Annotated in this window: 9 protein-coding genes; 6 read left to right on the forward strand and 3 right to left on the reverse strand. The window is 40.7% G+C overall.

What is annotated here, in order from left to right; all coding sequences use genetic code 11:
* Positions 1-187 precede the first annotated feature (187 nt).
* Complete coding sequence (locus AC1DQW_RS24045) at positions 188-4,351, reverse strand: hybrid sensor histidine kinase/response regulator transcription factor (protein WP_477456374.1); 4,164 nt, start codon at positions 4,349-4,351, stop codon at positions 188-190.
* Positions 4,352-5,350: 999 nt separating this feature from the next.
* On the opposite strand from AC1DQW_RS24045, the gene AC1DQW_RS24050 reads away from it, so the two are divergent.
* Complete coding sequence (locus AC1DQW_RS24050; protein ID WP_477456375.1) at positions 5,351-7,048, forward strand: cellulase family glycosylhydrolase; 1,698 nt, start codon at positions 5,351-5,353, stop codon at positions 7,046-7,048.
* Between the two features lie 436 nt (positions 7,049-7,484).
* Here AC1DQW_RS24050 and AC1DQW_RS24055 read toward each other — a convergent pair whose 3' ends face one another.
* Positions 7,485-7,856: an Arm DNA-binding domain-containing protein gene (locus AC1DQW_RS24055; protein WP_477456381.1), complete on the reverse strand. Its 372-nt coding sequence runs from the start codon at positions 7,854-7,856 to the stop codon at positions 7,485-7,487.
* Positions 7,857-8,022: 166 nt separating this feature from the next.
* Positions 8,023-9,396: a phosphoglucosamine mutase gene (gene glmM, locus AC1DQW_RS24060; protein WP_477456376.1), complete on the reverse strand. Its 1,374-nt coding sequence runs from the start codon at positions 9,394-9,396 to the stop codon at positions 8,023-8,025.
* 393 nt (positions 9,397-9,789) lie between these two features.
* Between glmM and AC1DQW_RS24065 the strand changes: the two genes are divergently transcribed.
* From AC1DQW_RS24065 to AC1DQW_RS24085, 5 genes are all read left to right on the forward strand, one after another.
* Positions 9,790-11,805 (forward strand): alpha-amylase family protein, encoded by a 2,016-nt coding sequence (locus tag AC1DQW_RS24065; RefSeq protein ID WP_477456377.1) that lies wholly within the window; start codon positions 9,790-9,792, stop codon positions 11,803-11,805.
* 135 nt (positions 11,806-11,940) lie between these two features.
* Complete coding sequence (locus tag AC1DQW_RS24070; RefSeq protein WP_477456378.1) at positions 11,941-13,710, forward strand: SGNH/GDSL hydrolase family protein; 1,770 nt, start codon at positions 11,941-11,943, stop codon at positions 13,708-13,710.
* A 157-nt stretch (positions 13,711-13,867) separates the two neighbouring features.
* Positions 13,868-14,953: a substrate-binding domain-containing protein gene (locus tag AC1DQW_RS24075; protein ID WP_477400706.1), complete on the forward strand. Its 1,086-nt coding sequence runs from the start codon at positions 13,868-13,870 to the stop codon at positions 14,951-14,953.
* A gap of 356 nt (positions 14,954-15,309) precedes the next feature.
* A complete protein-coding gene (locus AC1DQW_RS24080; RefSeq protein ID WP_477456379.1) occupies positions 15,310-15,975 on the forward strand; it encodes a carbohydrate-binding family 9-like protein in 666 nt (221 codons plus the stop codon).
* A 17-nt stretch (positions 15,976-15,992) separates the two neighbouring features.
* Positions 15,993-17,741 (forward strand): DUF4091 domain-containing protein, encoded by a 1,749-nt coding sequence (locus tag AC1DQW_RS24085; RefSeq protein ID WP_477456380.1) that lies wholly within the window; start codon positions 15,993-15,995, stop codon positions 17,739-17,741.
* Positions 17,742-17,897 lie beyond the last annotated feature (156 nt).

Consider the following 17,897-nt stretch of genomic DNA (forward strand, 5'->3'; position numbering starts at 1 on the left):
CAAGGGGTAACGCAATCGATTGTTCAAAAATAGGGGCACAAATGTTAAAGTATATTAAAACCCTGATTTTTAGATATTTAAAGTGTTAAAAATTGATTTAACGGCACAAAAGAGTAAAAATACCACTGGGAAGGTTAACAAAATGGGCCAAAAGAAAGGTAAAATCCAGGGCTATTCGCCGCGATTATCAGGCTTTATCAGCCTGTTGTTTGTTTTTTTGCTGATATGCCGATGGAAGGCAATTGAATTCGGCTTTAAAGGATCGTACAAAATATTTCTGGCTTTTAAAGCCTACCTTGTATGATATCTGGGATATGGTTAGCTGCGAATTCTCAAGCAATTGAGCGGCACGCTTTAAACGGATAGACCTGACAAGTTCTACCGGAGACTTTCCGGTTAAGGTGAGCGCCCTTTTATAAAGTGTAACACGGCTCACACATAATTCGCTACTGAGTTCTTCTACTGAGAAATCGGCATTATCAATATTTTTTTCGATAATCAGTAAGGTCTTTTTAATAAAAGCCTCGTCGAACGACTCGGGCACCACATCTGTTGGCTTGACATCAAGCTGCTTTTGATATGTTTTGCGCATATCCTGCTGTATGGCCAGTATATTTTTCAGTTTGGATAGCAGGATCTCGAAGTTGAAAGGTTTGGTGAGGTAATCATTGGCGCCCGTTTCAAGGCCCTTTAACTGTTGCTCCTCGCCGGTTATGGCGGTAAGTAATACAACTGGTATGTGCGATGTCCGTTTATCGTTGCGTATTTTACGGCAAAGGTCTATCCCATTCATTTCGGGCATAGTTATATCGCTAACTACCAGGTTTGGGTGCAGGGCCAGGGTTTTTTGCCAGCCTTCCTTGCCGTTTGCAGCCTCAACAATATGAAAGATATCGTTTAAGTTGTCTTTTAAATAAAAGCGGAAGTCTTCATTATCTTCAACCAGTAAAACGGTCAGTTTTTTAGCCGCGGCAACATCCCCGGGTTGTTGTAAAGCCTGTTCGCCCGTAAGCTCGGGCAGGCTAAGCCCGTCGTCGGGCCATTGTTCATCCGTCTCGGCCGTTAATTGCACAGGCAGTAAAATGGAAAAATAACTTCCCTGCCCGGGTTCACTTTCCACTGATATTTCGCCATTATGCAGCTTTACAAATTCCTTTGTTATTGACAGGCCAATACCGCTACCCTGGTTAACCATAGATCCGGGAATATCGTTTTGAAAAAAACGTTCAAAAATTTTATCCTTTTTATCCGCGGGAATTCCTATACCCGTATCAATAACCTTTATTTCGAGCATTTGCTGCCCGGATGTTTGTTTGGTTGATAATAATACGCTCACATGCCCGCCCTCCGGAGTAAATTTAAATGCATTGGAAAGCAGGTTAAATATGATCCGTTCTATTTTATCGTGGTCAAAATTGATCTCCAGGTTTTCAATTTCCGAGTCGAACACAAATGCGATTTGTTTTTTTTCGGCGATATCCGAGAAGGAATAAGACATTTCCTTAATAAAGCTCACAATATCGCCGCTCCGGGCATGTAACCTGAGTTCCTGCACTTCCATCTTCCGAAAATCAAGCAACTGGTTTACAAGATTTAACAACCTTTTTGCATTTCGCCTTATCATATTCAATTGCTCGCCCCGCTCTTTATCGGCATCAATAAGCATTTTATCAACTGGGGCCATAATTAATGATAATGGCGTTCTGAACTCATGGCTTACATTGGTTAAAAATTTAGTTTTTAACTGATCAAGCTCCTGCATACGCTTAACCTCCTGCCGCTCCTGTTCAATTAACAACTTTGCTTCCTGCTTTTCTTTTTCGGTTATAAATTGCCTTCTTATTTTTTGTATTCCGCGCCGGCGTATAAAAAAGAGAGTCCCGGTTATCAGCAACACGTAAATGACATTAGCTAAGGTAGATTTCCAGAAGGGGGGCAATACCTTAATTTTTACTTTTATATAGATGGGTTTCCATTTCCCCTCCTGGCCAATAGCCCTTACCTTAAAAGTATAGTCGCCTCCATCAAGGTTGGTGTAGGTAGCTTTCCGGGTAGCATTGCTTGCAGTAAGCCACCCTTTATCGAAACCTTCCATCATATACTGATGCGTTATTTTATTGGGGTTAAAGAAATTTACGGCGGCAAATTCAATGGTAAACACATTTTCACTGTGATTCAGCGTTATCTGCTGTGTGGCCGAAATTGCTTTAGATAATACGACATGGCCGTCAACTCCTTCATTGGCTGCTACGGTTTTGTTGAATAGCTGAAATCCGGTGAAAATTAATTTAGGCTCATCGATATTCGGATGTATACTTAGTGGGTCGAAAATATTGAAGCCGTGCGAGCCACCAAATATCAATTCCCCTTTATTGGTTTTCAAAGCTCCATTTACACTGAACTCTCTGCCCTGCAGGCCATCTGTTTCATCAAATTTTTCAAATTGAAACTTATAGGTGCCGTTGCCGGGTGTCAACGTTATCCGGCCCAGCCCGTTTGATGTACTTAACCACATGGCCCCCGTGCCATCTTCCAATACATTCAAAACCTGGTTGTCGGGCAATCCGTCCTTTTTAGTCAGCGAGATAAAACGGTTGGTTTCAGGGTTCAGTATGCTTAGTCCGTCCCTTGTCGCTATCCACATCAGGCCGCGGCTGTCCTGCGTTATATTATTGATGTCATCACTGATCAAACTGTTAGGGTCGTTTTTCTTTTTATTATAATKTATAACGCCACGTCCATTTTTTAATATTTTATCTATGCCAAAATACCCGCCTGCCCAAATGTTTCCCCGTTTGTCTTCAAATAAAGAGGCTGTATACGGGCACCTGATTTCCGTTTGCTTAAAGGGAGGCGAAAATATTTTTTTGTCTCTGTCAAATATTTGCAAACCGGCTGCAAAAGTGCCTATCCATAACCGGTTTGATGAATCTTCCAGAATATTCCATATCCGGTCATCAGCAATGCTCGTAGGCACCTTATCATTATGTTTGTAGTGAATAAATTTTTTTCCGTCAAAATGGTCCAGCCCTCCAAAATAGGTACCTATCCATAGCTGCTGATCATGGTCGATACATAAGCTTACAATAATATCACTGCTGAGGCTATTGGGGTTTCCCGGATCGTGTTTATACTGCGTAAACTTGCCTGTTTTGCGATCAAAATAACTTAAACCGCCCCCATTGGTCCCAATCCATAAATTACCTTTTTTATCCTCAGCAAATTTATTAACATCTTCAAACCTAACACTCGCTGGGTCTGAGGCAAAGTGCCTGTATAACGGGAACCTGATAATATTTTTATGATAATAACTTACCCCCTCTCTAAGCGTACGGGCCCACATAATGCCTTTGTTGTCTTTATAAAGCCATACAGTGTTCTGTCCCAATGATTTTGGATCATCTTCCCTATTTAGTAAATAAGTAATTCTGCCGCTTTTTTTATCCAATAAGTTTATTCCGCCATGATCGGTGGAGATCCACAGAAGGCCGTCGTCGGCCTGAATAATATTAGTAATGATGTTCGAGGTGAGTGGTGTCTCTGCCGATTCTTTTGAAATTTGCCGGAACCGTCCCGTCCGGGGGCTGTAATAATAGGCACGGGAGTCTATGTTCGGGTTAAACACCCAAAGATCGCCTTCGCTATCGATAGTTAGCGAGTAGATCCTGCCCTTATTATTAGCCGCTTTTTTAAAAATATCTGTATGGTATGTAATTGCATTGCGTTTTATATCAAATAGCTCTACTACGCCGTCGTCATAAGCAAGCCATATGTTGCCGGTTGTATCCTGCACAATGTCTGTAACAAAACTTGAATATAATGATGGGTTGGAATTATGGTGATGATAATAACGCGTGGCAGTTTTTTTTAGTTCATTATACCTGTAAAGGCCGGAATCGGGACACAAAAACCAGAAGTCGCCATTGCCGCTGTGAAGTATTTTGGAAACTATCGGATACCCGGGAAGTTTGAAAGGATAGACTACTGACCATACATCGTTGTTAAACTGCTCCGTTTCGGGGTCATAAAAGGAATATCCGCTCCGCGTTGTTATCCATAACTTTTTGTCGGGCCCTTCACAAATATTAGTTATAAAATCATCATTAATGGAGTTCTTGTTATTTACGTCGTGCTTAAATACTTTAAAAGTATAACCGTCATAACGGTTAAGGCCCGAAGCCGTGCCGAACCACATGAAGCCTTTAATATCTTTTAATATGCAATTTACCTGGTTGTGAGATAGTCCGTTGCTTATATTGAGCCGCGAAAACTGGTATTGGCTGTTTTGCGCAAAATTGTTCGTGTAAGCAAAAAACAATGCTGAAACGACAATATAAAGTTTTACGCGCATCGAGATATAATTGAATCCTTCGAAATCAGGAACCTGGCCCTTTGGTAAGCGGGTATACTAAGATAGCATAAAAATAAGATAAACCCGTAATTAATATTGTAAAAGTCTCAATTGCTGTACCTGATCACCGGAATATAAATAACTCCATTCTGAAGCCAATGACTTTGCCCATGCTATGTGTATGAGCCATGCCCGAACCCTCCGTAAAATAAAAGCTGTTACAGGTTGTCAGTTAGGAAACCTATCCGGATTATCCGGTTAAAAAGCAGCGGAACCGCTCGTAGTTAGTGATCATAATATCCCAGAGATCGCTTATGAGTTAAATTTAGTTCCGGAGCCTATTTATCCCGATGCTCAGCTTCAATGGCTATTTATGTTTAGGTGTTCTGAGACATCCTACTATGTTTATTGAAACGATCAACACTCATCTTATATACCATTTTATCTTTATCAATTTTATCTTAGCTAAGGCAGCTATTTATACAAAACCCTTACAGACTCCATGTTTTTTTGACAATTTAACATTGAGCGCCCTATTTTCTAACTTTTGTGCCCCATCATTCAATTATTTCTTCTGTAGTTTTACTACACAATTAATAAACCTGGTACCAATTCAAATATTGCTAACTAAAACATACCTGTTATTCCAACCGCTGTTTTTTGTTGACTTTAATTGCGTTGGTTTCATTAATTGTACTTCTACCTCGGAAAAACAACATTTAACCAATTAAAAAAATAAACCGGTTCAGGCCCGTTTTATCCTATCGAAAAATGAAACTAATGTTAAACTCCGCCTTATGCGGAACGGCAACTGCCTTATCATTATTTTTTTTAATACCCCGTTGGCTAAAGGCAGTTATCAACACAACTGCCTATACCAATACCAAACGTAATGATAAATATATCTTCGTTTTACCCGGCTGTCTGACACTTTCACAAGCAATTAACCAATTTATTAATACAGGCAAATTTAAACGCCGCCAGTTTAACCATCTTTTTATGAAGAAAACTTTAAGTTATTTTTTATGCATCCTTGCAATCCCGGTATTGACAAGGTGCACGAAGCAACAAAACGCTTCTCCAGATGCTAAGCCGCTCGCTAAAACGAGCACCAAAAAGCTAACCGCCACCAGTTATCCGAGTTACAACATTTCGCCGCTTGCGCCTGATCAAACCGGAGTTGCCAGTACAGCAACGCAGCTTGCTGCAAAGTTCCAGTTAGGTTGGAACATCGGCAACACATTGGAGGCAATAGGCGGCGAAACAAACTGGGGCAACCCTATGGTAACCCAGGCGCTTATTGATCAGGTTAAAAGAAGCGGTTTTACCGCCGTTCGTATCCCTTGCAGCTGGGACCAGTTTTCTAATCAAACCACGGCTCAAATTCAGCAAACATGGCTTGATAGGGTGAAGCAGGTTGTCCAGTACTGCGTTAACGATGGTTTGTACGTAATATTAAATATACACTGGGATGGCGGATGGCTGGAGAACAATTGCACTACCAGCGCGCAGGCGGCAGTTAATGCCAAACAAAAGGCCTTTTGGGAGCAGATAGCTACCCAAATGCGTGGCTTTGACGAACATGTAATTTTTGCAAGCGCCAATGAACCCAATGTATCAGATGCTACAGGGATGGGGGTGCTGCTTTCATATCATCAAACGTTTGTTAATGCGGTAAGATCAACCGGTGGGCACAACAGTTACCGGGTGCTGCTTATCCAGGGTCCATCTACAAATATCGACAACTCAAATAATTTCATGAATACCCTTCCCACCGATCCGGCCGCCAACCGCCTGATGGTTGAAGTACACTATTACACTCCCTTTAATTTTGCCGGTTTAACCGCCGATGCAGACTGGGGCAATATGGCCTATTATTGGGGCAATGGATACCACTCTACAACCGATGCTTCACGAAATGCCACCTCGGGCGATGAGTCGGATGCTACTACAGAGTTTCCAAAGATGAAGGCGAAGTTCATTGATAAGGGTATTCCGGTGTTGTTGGGAGAATATGGAGCAATCCGTAGGCTACAAACTCTTTCGGGAGATGCGTTAACATTGCATGAGGCCGGCAGGGCATATTATATTAATTACATCACACACCAGGCGTTGAAATACGGCTTGCTTCCATTTTATTTTGATGATGGATCGACCGGAAATAATGCATTCAGACTTATTAACAGGCAAACCAACGGAGTTGCCGACCAACAAGGTTTAGCCGCGGTGGTACAAGGCGCTCAAAATGGCACATCCTCAACCATCCAGGTTGGGCAAGTTTACCAGATTTATAACAGGAACAGCTTTAAAGCCCTGGAAATTGCTGGCTGGGGTACTGCAAATCAAACGCCGGCCGGCCAATGGGAATATTTAGCCGGCGCAAACCAGCAATTTAAAATTGAAGATGCCGGAGGCGGTTACTACCGGTTAACCCCTATGCATGCCACCGGAAAATGCCTGGAAATGTATGGCTTTGGTACCGGTAATGGCGGGCAGGTAGATTTATGGGATTACAACGGCGGTGCAAACCAAAAATGGTCGATTCAGATAACCGATAACGGATACTATAAAATTACCAATGCAAACAGCGGAAAAGTTTTGGATGTTGCAGCATCTTCGCTCAATAACGGCGGTGCTCTTGAACAATGGACCAACTCCGGAGGCCGTAATCAGCAATGGGGATTTGTGAAAATATAAGATAAATACAAAGCAATCAACTAAGTTATTTCACAAAATTGCCAAAAATCTCTAACGCCTCTGTTTTAAATGAGGTGTTAGAGATTTTCTTAGTGTTAGATGCTGATGGCTTAAGTAAGTTGAACCAAAAATGGGCTGAAATAAGGATTAAAACATACCACGCATATAAATGTAGCGGAAGATCGTCGGCAACAGTTTGATTTGCTGAATAGCCTCACATATACCCACAATATAAACTACAACTATCTGCATACCTAATTTATAGTAATATTTCATAAAGCCTGAATATACAGTTGAGAAATGTTATTAGAACTCGTAGTTGAGTATAAAGGCATGATTCAGACTTTTAATGTCAATATCTGCAACACCATATTTATACTTTACAAATTCAGCCAGGTATTTAAACTAGCTGCAGTAGCTTTTTAACGTATTTTCTTCAAATCCATTTCCGATCAGCGCATTTGCCTGATTGTGTGCTCACTAAAAAAGCCACAACGTGATAGCGCTTTTCCACACGTCTTATAAATTGATTGCACAATTTATAAGACGTGATGGCTTCGCCTGTAATTAACAATTTCTGATGAGCACTATTTTCTTTTGTGTGTAAGATATCCAGATAGTTATTCAGCGCCCTTATATCTTTTTTAGTGCCAATTCCACGCCCGGCATGGCTATTCCAACGGGACGAATCACACTCCCTTCCGGCAGAAAATTCAGACCTTTTACCGTCAACGGTGATACGCATATAAATGGCGGCTGCACCTTCATTGTAGTTTTTTGCTTCCTTAAGTAAAAAGCAGATGGAAATTACTTTTCATAACAACGTACTTTAAATGATCATTTTGCCCTTTTTGCTTTCACATTTGCCTCCGTACTGTTCAATGGCCTGCTTTGTATCCGGGGATTGAACAACTGCCCTGCTATGCGCCATTATCGGCACCTGTACCCGGCGGTGCTCCTAAAGAGATTATAAGTTATCTACGCATTGTTTCCAATACATCGTTTATTATGCCGTCAGCTGCATTTTTATCTTTTGCTTCGGCGTATATTCTTATAATGGATTCTGTATTTGAACGTCTTAAATGCACCCATCCGTAATCAAAGTCTATTTTTAAACCGTCAATTGTATTCTGGGGGTTATGTGAATAGTTGTTTTTAACTTTTTTAATGATTGATTCAATGTTTATGCTTTCGTCAAGTTCCAATTTGTTTTTGGATATAAAATAGTTGGGATAAGTATTGCGTAAAGCAGAGGCTGGCTTACCAAACTTAACCAGGTGAGTTAGAAATAAAGCAATACCAACTAAAGCATCTCTTCCATAATGCAATTCAGGATAAATTATTCCGCCATTTCCTTCGCCACCTATCACTGCATTAACTTCTTTCATTTTATTTACCACATTTACCTCACCAACTGCCGCTGCGTAATATTGGGCTCCGGCTTTTTCAGTAATATCCTTTAGTGCGCGGGTTGAAGACAGGTTAGAAACCGTATTTCCTTGCTTGTGTGTTAAAACATAATCAGCAACGGCCACTAAAGTATATTCTTCGCCAAATTTACTTCCGTCTTCACATACAAAACACAAACGGTCCACATCAGGGTCAACTGCGATACCTAAATCAGCCCGATTCCTTAATACCTCATTTGAAAGCTCCTGTAAATTTTCGGGCAATGGCTCAGGATCATGAGCAAAGTTGCCGTCGGGTTCGCAATACAATTCATAAATTGTTTTTACACCCAATGCTTTTAACAAGGCAGGTACAAAAACGCCGCCTGTTGAGTTAACCGCATCAACCGTTATTTTTAAATTTGCTTTACCAATGGCATCGGCATCAACAAGGGGGAGGGCCAACACCATGTCAATATGTTTCTGCATATAGGTTTCATCGTAAATTACCTTGCCCAGGTTATTTACATTGGCGTAATCAAAATCGCTGTTTTCGGCGATGTCTAATACCATTTTTCCTTCATCATGATTAATAAATTCGCCGCGATGATTTAAAAGCTTTAAGGCGTTCCATTGTTTAGGATTGTGACTTGCTGTTAATATAATACCGCCGGCAGCATTTTCAGCAGGCACGGCAATCTCAACAGTAGGGGTTGTTGATAAACCTAAATCAATAACGTCAATACCTAATCCCTGTAGTGTACCAACCACCAGGTTATTAACCATTGAACCAGATATCCGGGCATCCCGGCCAACCACAATTTTTTTTATCCCTGATTGTCTTATCGCCCAGCTACCAAATGCTGATGTGAATTTCACAATATCCAATGGGGTTAGATTTTCACCTACCGGACCACCAATGGTTCCTCTTATTCCAGAAATTGATTTGATTAATGTCATTATAATATAATTACTTTAATGGKTTTAAAATTGACTTGAAATTCCGCAACGGTTATATGGACCAATATAATCGGCCCACCTTGGCACAAGAATTTTTCCGCGGGTTTTTTTCATGGTTGCGTGTTCGTAAACGCAAAAATATAAAATTTGTTTATAAACGGATAAAAGGAATTGTTAAATGATTTTTAATAGCCAGGAAGTGGGTATTATTTCGGAATATTAGGGTTAGTAGGGCAAGACCTTAACATGTTTTGATTTGTACATATTCTGCATCCTGTTCCTGTGCTTAAAAGAGAAACTATTTTCTGAGTTTTAAATTAAAAATTAATCCCATATATTTGTGTGCGCACACACTAAATTGTTTCTAATATTTTCTTGTTAAATTTATCAAGCATGCTAAAAAAACTCTTGTTTTTAATTTTAATCGGCCTAACAGGCGCTGCTAACGCTCAAAATGTTTTTCTAATGGGTGTAAAGCCGGGTAAAGCGGTTGCATTTTCGGGTAAAGGGGCATTGATTTTAAAAAATAGCTGTTTATCAGTAAAATGGCTTGCCGACAAAAAAACAGTAACCATAAGCGAATTTGCTGCGTCGGATAATAAACGGATTTCTTTAAAAGGCTCGCCCCTGTTTGAACTGGAGCTTAAGGATGGTGCGGTACTTAATTCTGCTGATTTTCAATTAAGCGCCTTTCCTAAAATTGTTTCGGTAAAGGGCAATCTGCAGGCGGCTAAACTTGCCGAAAAGGAAAATGGGATAGTAGTTTTTGCTGAGCTTTTGAATGTGAAACATGGTATTCGGGTAAGCTGGGAGGCTATTTTGAAAGATAATTCCAATTATATCAGGCAGGTTTTTAGCTTTCATAACCTGAACGATTCTTTAAGGATCAGAAAATTGAAGCTTATAAAGTTCCCTGCCGGGACGGGGATTAAGCCATCGGGTATTGTTGATGGATCGCCGATGGTTTCGGGGAATTTCTTTTTTGCATCCGAAAGCCCGATAAGTAAATACAATGCTCAAAATGGCTGGATAAGTAGTTATATTGAACGGCAGGAACCAAGCCTGGATTTAACTTCATCAACCGTATGGGGTATTGCTCCCGAAGGTCAGCTGCGCAGGGGATTTCTTTATTACCTGGAACGGGAGCGAGCCGTGCCATACAGGCAAATGCTGCATTACAATTCATGGTATGATATTTCATGGGCTGATCGTAAGCTGACTGAGGCTGGTTGTCTTGATCGCATCCAGGCGTTTGGAGATAGCCTTACTATAAAACGTAAGGTTAACTTAAACGCATTTTTGTTTGATGACGGCTGGGACGATAATCAAACATTATGGCAAATCAGTAAAACGAATTTCCCCGTAGGGTTTGATAATATTAAGGCGTTGGCCCGTAAGTATAATGCGTCTTTGGGAGTGTGGATGTCGCCCTGGGGTGGTTATGAGCAGGCAAAAGAACAAAGGCTGCAATATGGAAGAAAACAAAACCCTCCTTTTGAAACTAATTCACATGGATTTTCCCTTTCGGGGACTGTTTATTCTACCAGGTTTAAAGATGCGGCCGCTAATTTTGTTACTAAATACGGTATCTCCATGTTTAAATTTGATGGTGTTGGGGCAGGCGATCAGTCGGCGGGCGCTACTCCTGAATATCAAACGGATATGGAATCGCTGTTAAACCTGGTGTCATCGCTTCGTACCGTAAAACCCGATCTTTATTTTAGCCTTACCATAGGTACCTGGCCATCGCCTTTCTGGCTCAAATATGGTGATGTGATTTGGAGGAACGGCTGGGATACAAGTACCGAAGGAGAAGGAGATGGCAGGCAGCAATGGCTCAATTACCGTGATGGCGAAGTATATAAAAATATTGTTCAGCGCGCCCCGCTTTATCCGTTAAGTTCGCTGATGTATCATGGCATCTGCATTGCTGATAATGGCGCAACCGCCAAATTTGATATGAATGACAAGGATATCTCTGACGAAATATGGTCATTTTTTGGATCGGGAACAAGCTTGCAGGAATTGTATATTAATCCCCATAAATTAAACACGGCTAACTGGGATTGCCTGGCTGCTGCAATAAAATGGTCGCGGGAAAATGCAGACATCATGCCGGATGTTCATTGGGTGGGCGGCGATCCATCCAAAGGGGATGTTTATGGGTTTGCGGCCTGGTCGCCCAAAAAGGGCATCATTACTTTAAGAAACCCTTCGGGCAAAGCAAAAACCTTCCGGGTTGATGTACACAATGTTTTTGAATTGCCTTTAATTAACGATAAATACAGCTATCTTTTTTATAGTGCAAAAAGTAAGGAAGTGAAAACTCCACTATTTAAGGGAGATGCCTATACTGTTACACTGGAGCCGTTTGAGGTGATGGTATTAAATGCTAAGCCTGTTCATTAAAGGCAATGGTGAAAGTTAAATAGGTAGCACGCAAATATTCTTATATTATTTAATGTGCTTTTGCTTTACCATTAACAAAATATGCAGGCAATGATCGCCGGTTTTATGGCAGCATTGCCTTTAAACAAATTATAAATGAAACGGATATCTATAGTAATTTTATTAAGCCTTTGCTTTTTCAATGCAGCATCTTTTGCCCAAACTACGGCAGCATATAAATGGCTGAACCCGGCTGCAGCTGATTACCCTGTGATAGAAGGACAGGCATGGCCAAAAGAAACAGCAAGCGCCTATGATCGGTTCCCGGCACGCGCCGAAAAGGATCTTAATCCTAATGTGTGGAACATATCGCACAGCAGCGCTGGTTTATATATCAAGTTTAAAACAGATGCTTCCAACCTGGTTATCCGTTATAAGGTTAAAGGTGATCTTGCCATGTCGCATATGCCGGCTACTGGCGTAAGCGGTTTAGATCTTTATGTTCTGGATCCTAATGGGAAATGGTGCCTGGCTCCCGGTAGCTTCTCCTTTAAAGATACTATAACCTATCGTTATTCAAATATTAAAGTAAGTTCAAGCTTTCCGGGAAGAAGCTACGAATACAGGCTCTTTTTGCCATTATATAATGCGGTATCCTGGCTTGAGGTAGGAGTTCCTGCCGGTAACGCATTTAATTTCATGCCTTTATCTAAAGAAAAACCGGTGCTTGTATATGGAACATCCATTGCCCAGGGCGGTTGTGCGTCGCGGCCTGGGTTGGCATGGACTGCAATTTTACAGCGCGCGCTTGATCGCCCACTGGTAAACCTTGGTTTTTCTGGTTCCGGACTGCTCGAAAAATCGGTTATTGACCTGATGACAGAGGTTGATGCAAAAATATATGTGCTTGATTGCATGCCCAATTTAACCAGTTTTCCTGATCAGGAAATAGAGAAGCGTTTATTAGCATCAGTACAAAGTTTAACAGAAAAGCATCCGCTGGTGCCCATATTGCTTGTAGAGCATAGTGAGGGCAATGTAGATGGTTTATTAGATACGGGGAAGAATGCTGGCTATAACCGTGTTAATAAGGTGCTTAACCAGGCTTACTCAAAGTTGATTGCGGCAGGAACTAAAAACGTTTATTTATTAACCAATAAGGAAATTGGTTTTGATATTAATTCAACGGTTGATGGTTTACACCCCAATGATGTTGGGATGGAAAAATATGCCGGTGCTTATGAGAAAACCATACGGGCAATTATTAATGAATCAACGGGGAGGTATTCAACCACTGTGCCGGTTGTACAAAGCAGGGATGGTTACTATGACTGGCGAAACAGGCATAGTGAAATACTAACGCTCATTAAAACGGACCCGCCCAAGATTGTATGCCTTGGTAATTCTATTCTGAATTACTGGGGCGGCATACCAAAAGCACCTTTAGCAAGGGGTGCCGATTCCTGGGATAAATACATGGCGCCCCTGGGGGTAAAAAACTTTGGTTTTGGCTGGGACCATGTGGAGAATGTATTGTGGCGTGTATATCATGAAGAAATAGATGGCTTTAAGGCCGATAAGGTTATGATAATGATAGGTACCAATAACCTGGCTGCTAACAATGATGAAGAAATAATTGAAGGGTTAAAAATGCTGATACAGGCAGTAAAAGTACGTCAGCCCGCAACTGAAATTCTTTTATCGGGCTTGTTGCCGAGAAGAGAGCAGGAAAAACGGATAGCGGTGCTTAATAATACAATTTCTATGCTGGCCGCTCAAACCCGGGCCTGTTTTATTAACCCGGGGAAAATATTGCTTAACCATGCGGGAAAGGTGGATGAATTACTTTTTGGGGATGGCTTGCATCCTAACGAGGTTGGTTATCAAAAACTGGCAATTGCTTTACTTCCATACCTCAAAAAATAATATCATCGCATTAGAGCTTCTTCTAAATAGTTCAGCCTTCCGGGGAGAGTTGGGTAGGTTCTTTTTGCCAGGAATCAGCAATGACCATTTATTTATTTGTTTTTAAACACCTTCTTATTAAATTACATTTGCTATCCTTTTTAATTGAAAGCTTAATATGAAGAATAAAATTGTCCGCATTAAAGATATTGCCGAAAAAGCGAAAGTTTCAACAGGTACGGTTGACAGGGTATTGCATAAACGGGGGCGGGTATCAAAGAAAGTGGAGGAGCGAATTCTTAAGATCATAGAAGAGATGGATTATGAGCCAAATCTTATGGCGAGGGCGTTGGGATCCAATAAAGTATATCAAATTGCTGCATTAATACCAGATCATAAAAGCGATTCCTATTGGTATGCACCAAAAGCAGGAATTGAAAAGGCGGAGAAAGACCTGAAACAGTATGGCATTATTGTTCAGCAATATGTATTTGACCCTTACGACGTAGAGTCGTTTATAGCAAATGCCAACCAATTAACCCAGGATAATCCGGATGGCATAATTTTGTCGCCTATATTCTATCGGGAAACCCTGCCATTTTTTGAGAAATGGAAAGTGGCCGAAATCCCGTTTGTGTTATTTAATACTCAAATTGCCGAATATGATCCTTTAAGTTATATCGGTCAGGATTCTTACCAGAGCGGTTTTTTGGCGGGCAAACTTATTCATTACGGGCAGCCCGATCCTTGTTCAATATTAATTGCACATATTGATGAAGAAATAAGTAATGCTGCCCACCTTTTGAAAAAAGAGCAGGGGTTCCGTAATTATTTTTCTCAAAACAACCTTGATCACCAGTACAAAATTTTGAGGATTGAGTTAAACCGGTCAAATGCGGCGCTGTTTATAACACAATTGGATGCTATTATTGATAGTACACCAGATATGGCCAGTGTTTTTGTAACAACATCAAAAGCCCATGAAATTGCAAAGTACCTGGAGCAGCGGCATATTAAGCATATCAAAATAATAGGATATGATTTACTGCCGCAAAATTTATACTTTCTGAATAAAGGGGCGATTAGTTTTTTAATTAACCAAAACCCTAAAGGTCAGGGCTACTGGGGTATTTACCAGTTAACCGATTACCTGGTATTTAAGAAGGAAGTACCTATTTTAAAATATCTTCCTTTGGATATTGTTACAAAAGAAAACATGAACTATTACATAGATGATGAAGATACTGTTTATTTAGATATTTAATCGTCTGCTGATTTTCAATCGGCGTTTATACTAATTTTTTTATCCCTGGTGAATTGCTTATCTCTATGCAAGTCAGCAGGGATTTGTATTTTTAAACCAGGTTGTTTTTTAGTAAAGCTGCTTATTGCTTGCGCCTGGGTGGGGCATAAGGCCTATTAGGATATTTGCCGATATCCCAATAGGGTTAGTAATAGATGGATTATCATTTGTAAAAAGAACCTTGTATAAGAAATTAACAAAAGTGTGTGCGAGCACGTAAATATTTTTATATTTGTACTTAACCTTTGGTGTTCTTTTTTGTGTGTTCGTGCACATTTATGAATGCTAAGGAGAAACTTAATATGGATAGAAATTAAATGATGGAACTTATAGTGCCATTTTTAGGAGCTGTAAGTATAGACAGTCCTATAGAACATCTTTCACTTTTGTTAGATAGTTATGAAAAGCATCTTGTTGGAATAGCGCCGTGGCCCCAATATGGATATAGGCCTGATGTTCATTTTGCAATAGCTTATAGTAACGATTGTGTTTTTATAAAATACTACGTAAGTGAAAAGTCTGTAAAGGCTATATATAAACAACCAAATGAACCCGTTCATAAAGATAGCTGTGTGGAGTTTTTTGTTTCATTTGGTAACGAGCCGGGTTATTACAATTTTGAATTTAACTGCGCGGGCACTTGTATGCTGGGCTTTGGAACAAGTAAAACCGACCGCAAGTTATTACCGGAGGCAGTTGTGCGGATGATAAGGCACCTTGCGCTGTTAAAGCCGGTAAATAATCCCGCGGATGGGAATATAAGCTGGGAACTTACCCTAATGATACCATTGGAAGTGTTCAGTCATCATTCATTCACATCATTGAATGGTGAGCAATGCCAGGGCAACTTTTATAAATGTGGCGACGATCTGCCCGAGCCTCATTTTTTGGCCTGGAATGATATTAAATCCACCGGTCCGGACTTTCATTTGCCCGAATTTTTTGGGGGAATGAAATTTGAAAATAAACGTATAGCAGTCTGATAGAAAGCAGCGAAATCATGAACATAAAATTTACCATAATACTGTTGTTATTTAGCACTGTTGTTTCGGCACAGTATAAAATTGATAGGTCGTACCAGGAACTTCCCGATCCTAAACCTGTTCAACAGGAAACCTGGAGCGCGTTAAAACCGGGTGTTTATGTAAGTTTTGCTTCAACGGATATCCGTTATGATAAACGGAATGCTCCATCAATAGCTCCTTTACAAACCCAATGGCAATCCAAAGCATGGAGAGGGGAGAAAGTGCATACGCAATTTCTGGTATGGACAACCCGGGATATGCCGCAGGTTAGTTTTGAATGGAGCACTCTCGGCGACGGCAAAGGGCACCAAATTCCGGTAAAAAATATTAGTGCCAATTTTGTACGTTATGTAATGGCTGATGGGTTGAATAATGAAGGCGGAGGTTGTGGGATCCAGGCGGGCCATGATTCATCCCTGGTTGAAGATGTGATTGATCGGGAAAAATTCCTGCCGGTAGCTAAAAATACTACCCGCCCCGTTTGGTTAAGCGTTAATGTGCCGGATGATGCGGTTGAAGGTATTTATAAGGGTTATGTGAAAGTTAGAGAAGGGAAAAGTAAATATCCCGCGATTTTGCATTACACAATTGAGGTACTTAATCACACGCTGCCGGCACCGGCATACCGGAAATTTCATTTAGATCTGTGGCAAAATCCATACTCGGTTTCCAGGGCATATGGCGTAGAGGCCTGGTCTAAACAGCATTTCGACATTATGCGCCCATATATGAAAATGCTGGCAGATGCCGGTCAGCAATCAATTACCACTACACTTATATATGATCCCTGGAACAGCCAAACATATGATATTTATGGATCGATGATAAAATGGACTAAAAATAAGAATGGTTCATGGACTTATGATTATACGATTTTTGATAAATGGGTGTCTTTTATGATGTCGTTAGGGATTAATAAATTTATCAACTGTTATAGTATGATCCCCTGGAATTTGAAATTCTTTTATTATGACCAGGCCCTGGGAAAAGACACTGCAATCATCGCCAAACCTGGTACCCCGGAATATAATGCGCATTGGCGCCCCATGCTGGCTGATTTTGCCGGTCACCTTAAACAAAAAGGATGGTTTACTAAAACCACTATTGCTATGGACGAAAGGCCTATGGAGGATATGCAAAAAGCAATTGCATTAATAAAAAGCGCGGATAAAGATTTTAAAATTTCATTGGCGGGTAATTATCATCCGGGTATTGAGCATGATTTGGTAGATTACAGCGTGGCGTCAAACCAGGTAATAGATGAGGCAACCATGCTTTCGCGCAAAAAAGCGGGATTTAATACTACCTATTATACCTGTTGCACAGAAGGGCATCCCAATACATTCTCCTTTTCGGCACCTGCAGAATCTGTTTGGCTGGCATGGTACGCAGCTTACAAGGGATACGATGGGTACCTGAGGTGGGCTTATAATTGCTGGACAAAAGATTCTTTACATGATACACGTTTTGGATCATGGTCATCCGGAGATGCATATTTGGTTTATCCGGGTTTACGGTCTTCTATTCGCTTTGAGCGATTGATTGAAGGGATTCAGGATTTTGAAAAGATAAACACGCTGAAAAAGGATTTTATAAAAAACAACCAGCAGGACAAATTGCGTCAGCTTGAAAAAATACTGAACGATTTTGATCTTCGGGAGTTCAAAGATAACACCGCAGCCGGAGTACTTCATGCAGCCCAAAACCAGTTGAACAGCTTATAGATCTTATAAATAAAAACCTTCCTGCTATCTTGCCTTGAGTTAGCATGCAAAGCGTTGGCTGATTTATGTCATATCTATTTGATATAAATCAGCCGACGCTTTGCCATGTCATCGAATGCTTATTCCAATTAAAAACTTTTTAAACCTGTCCTGTTT

The sequence above is a fragment of the Mucilaginibacter sp. P5_A4 genome, assembly GCF_056400605.1.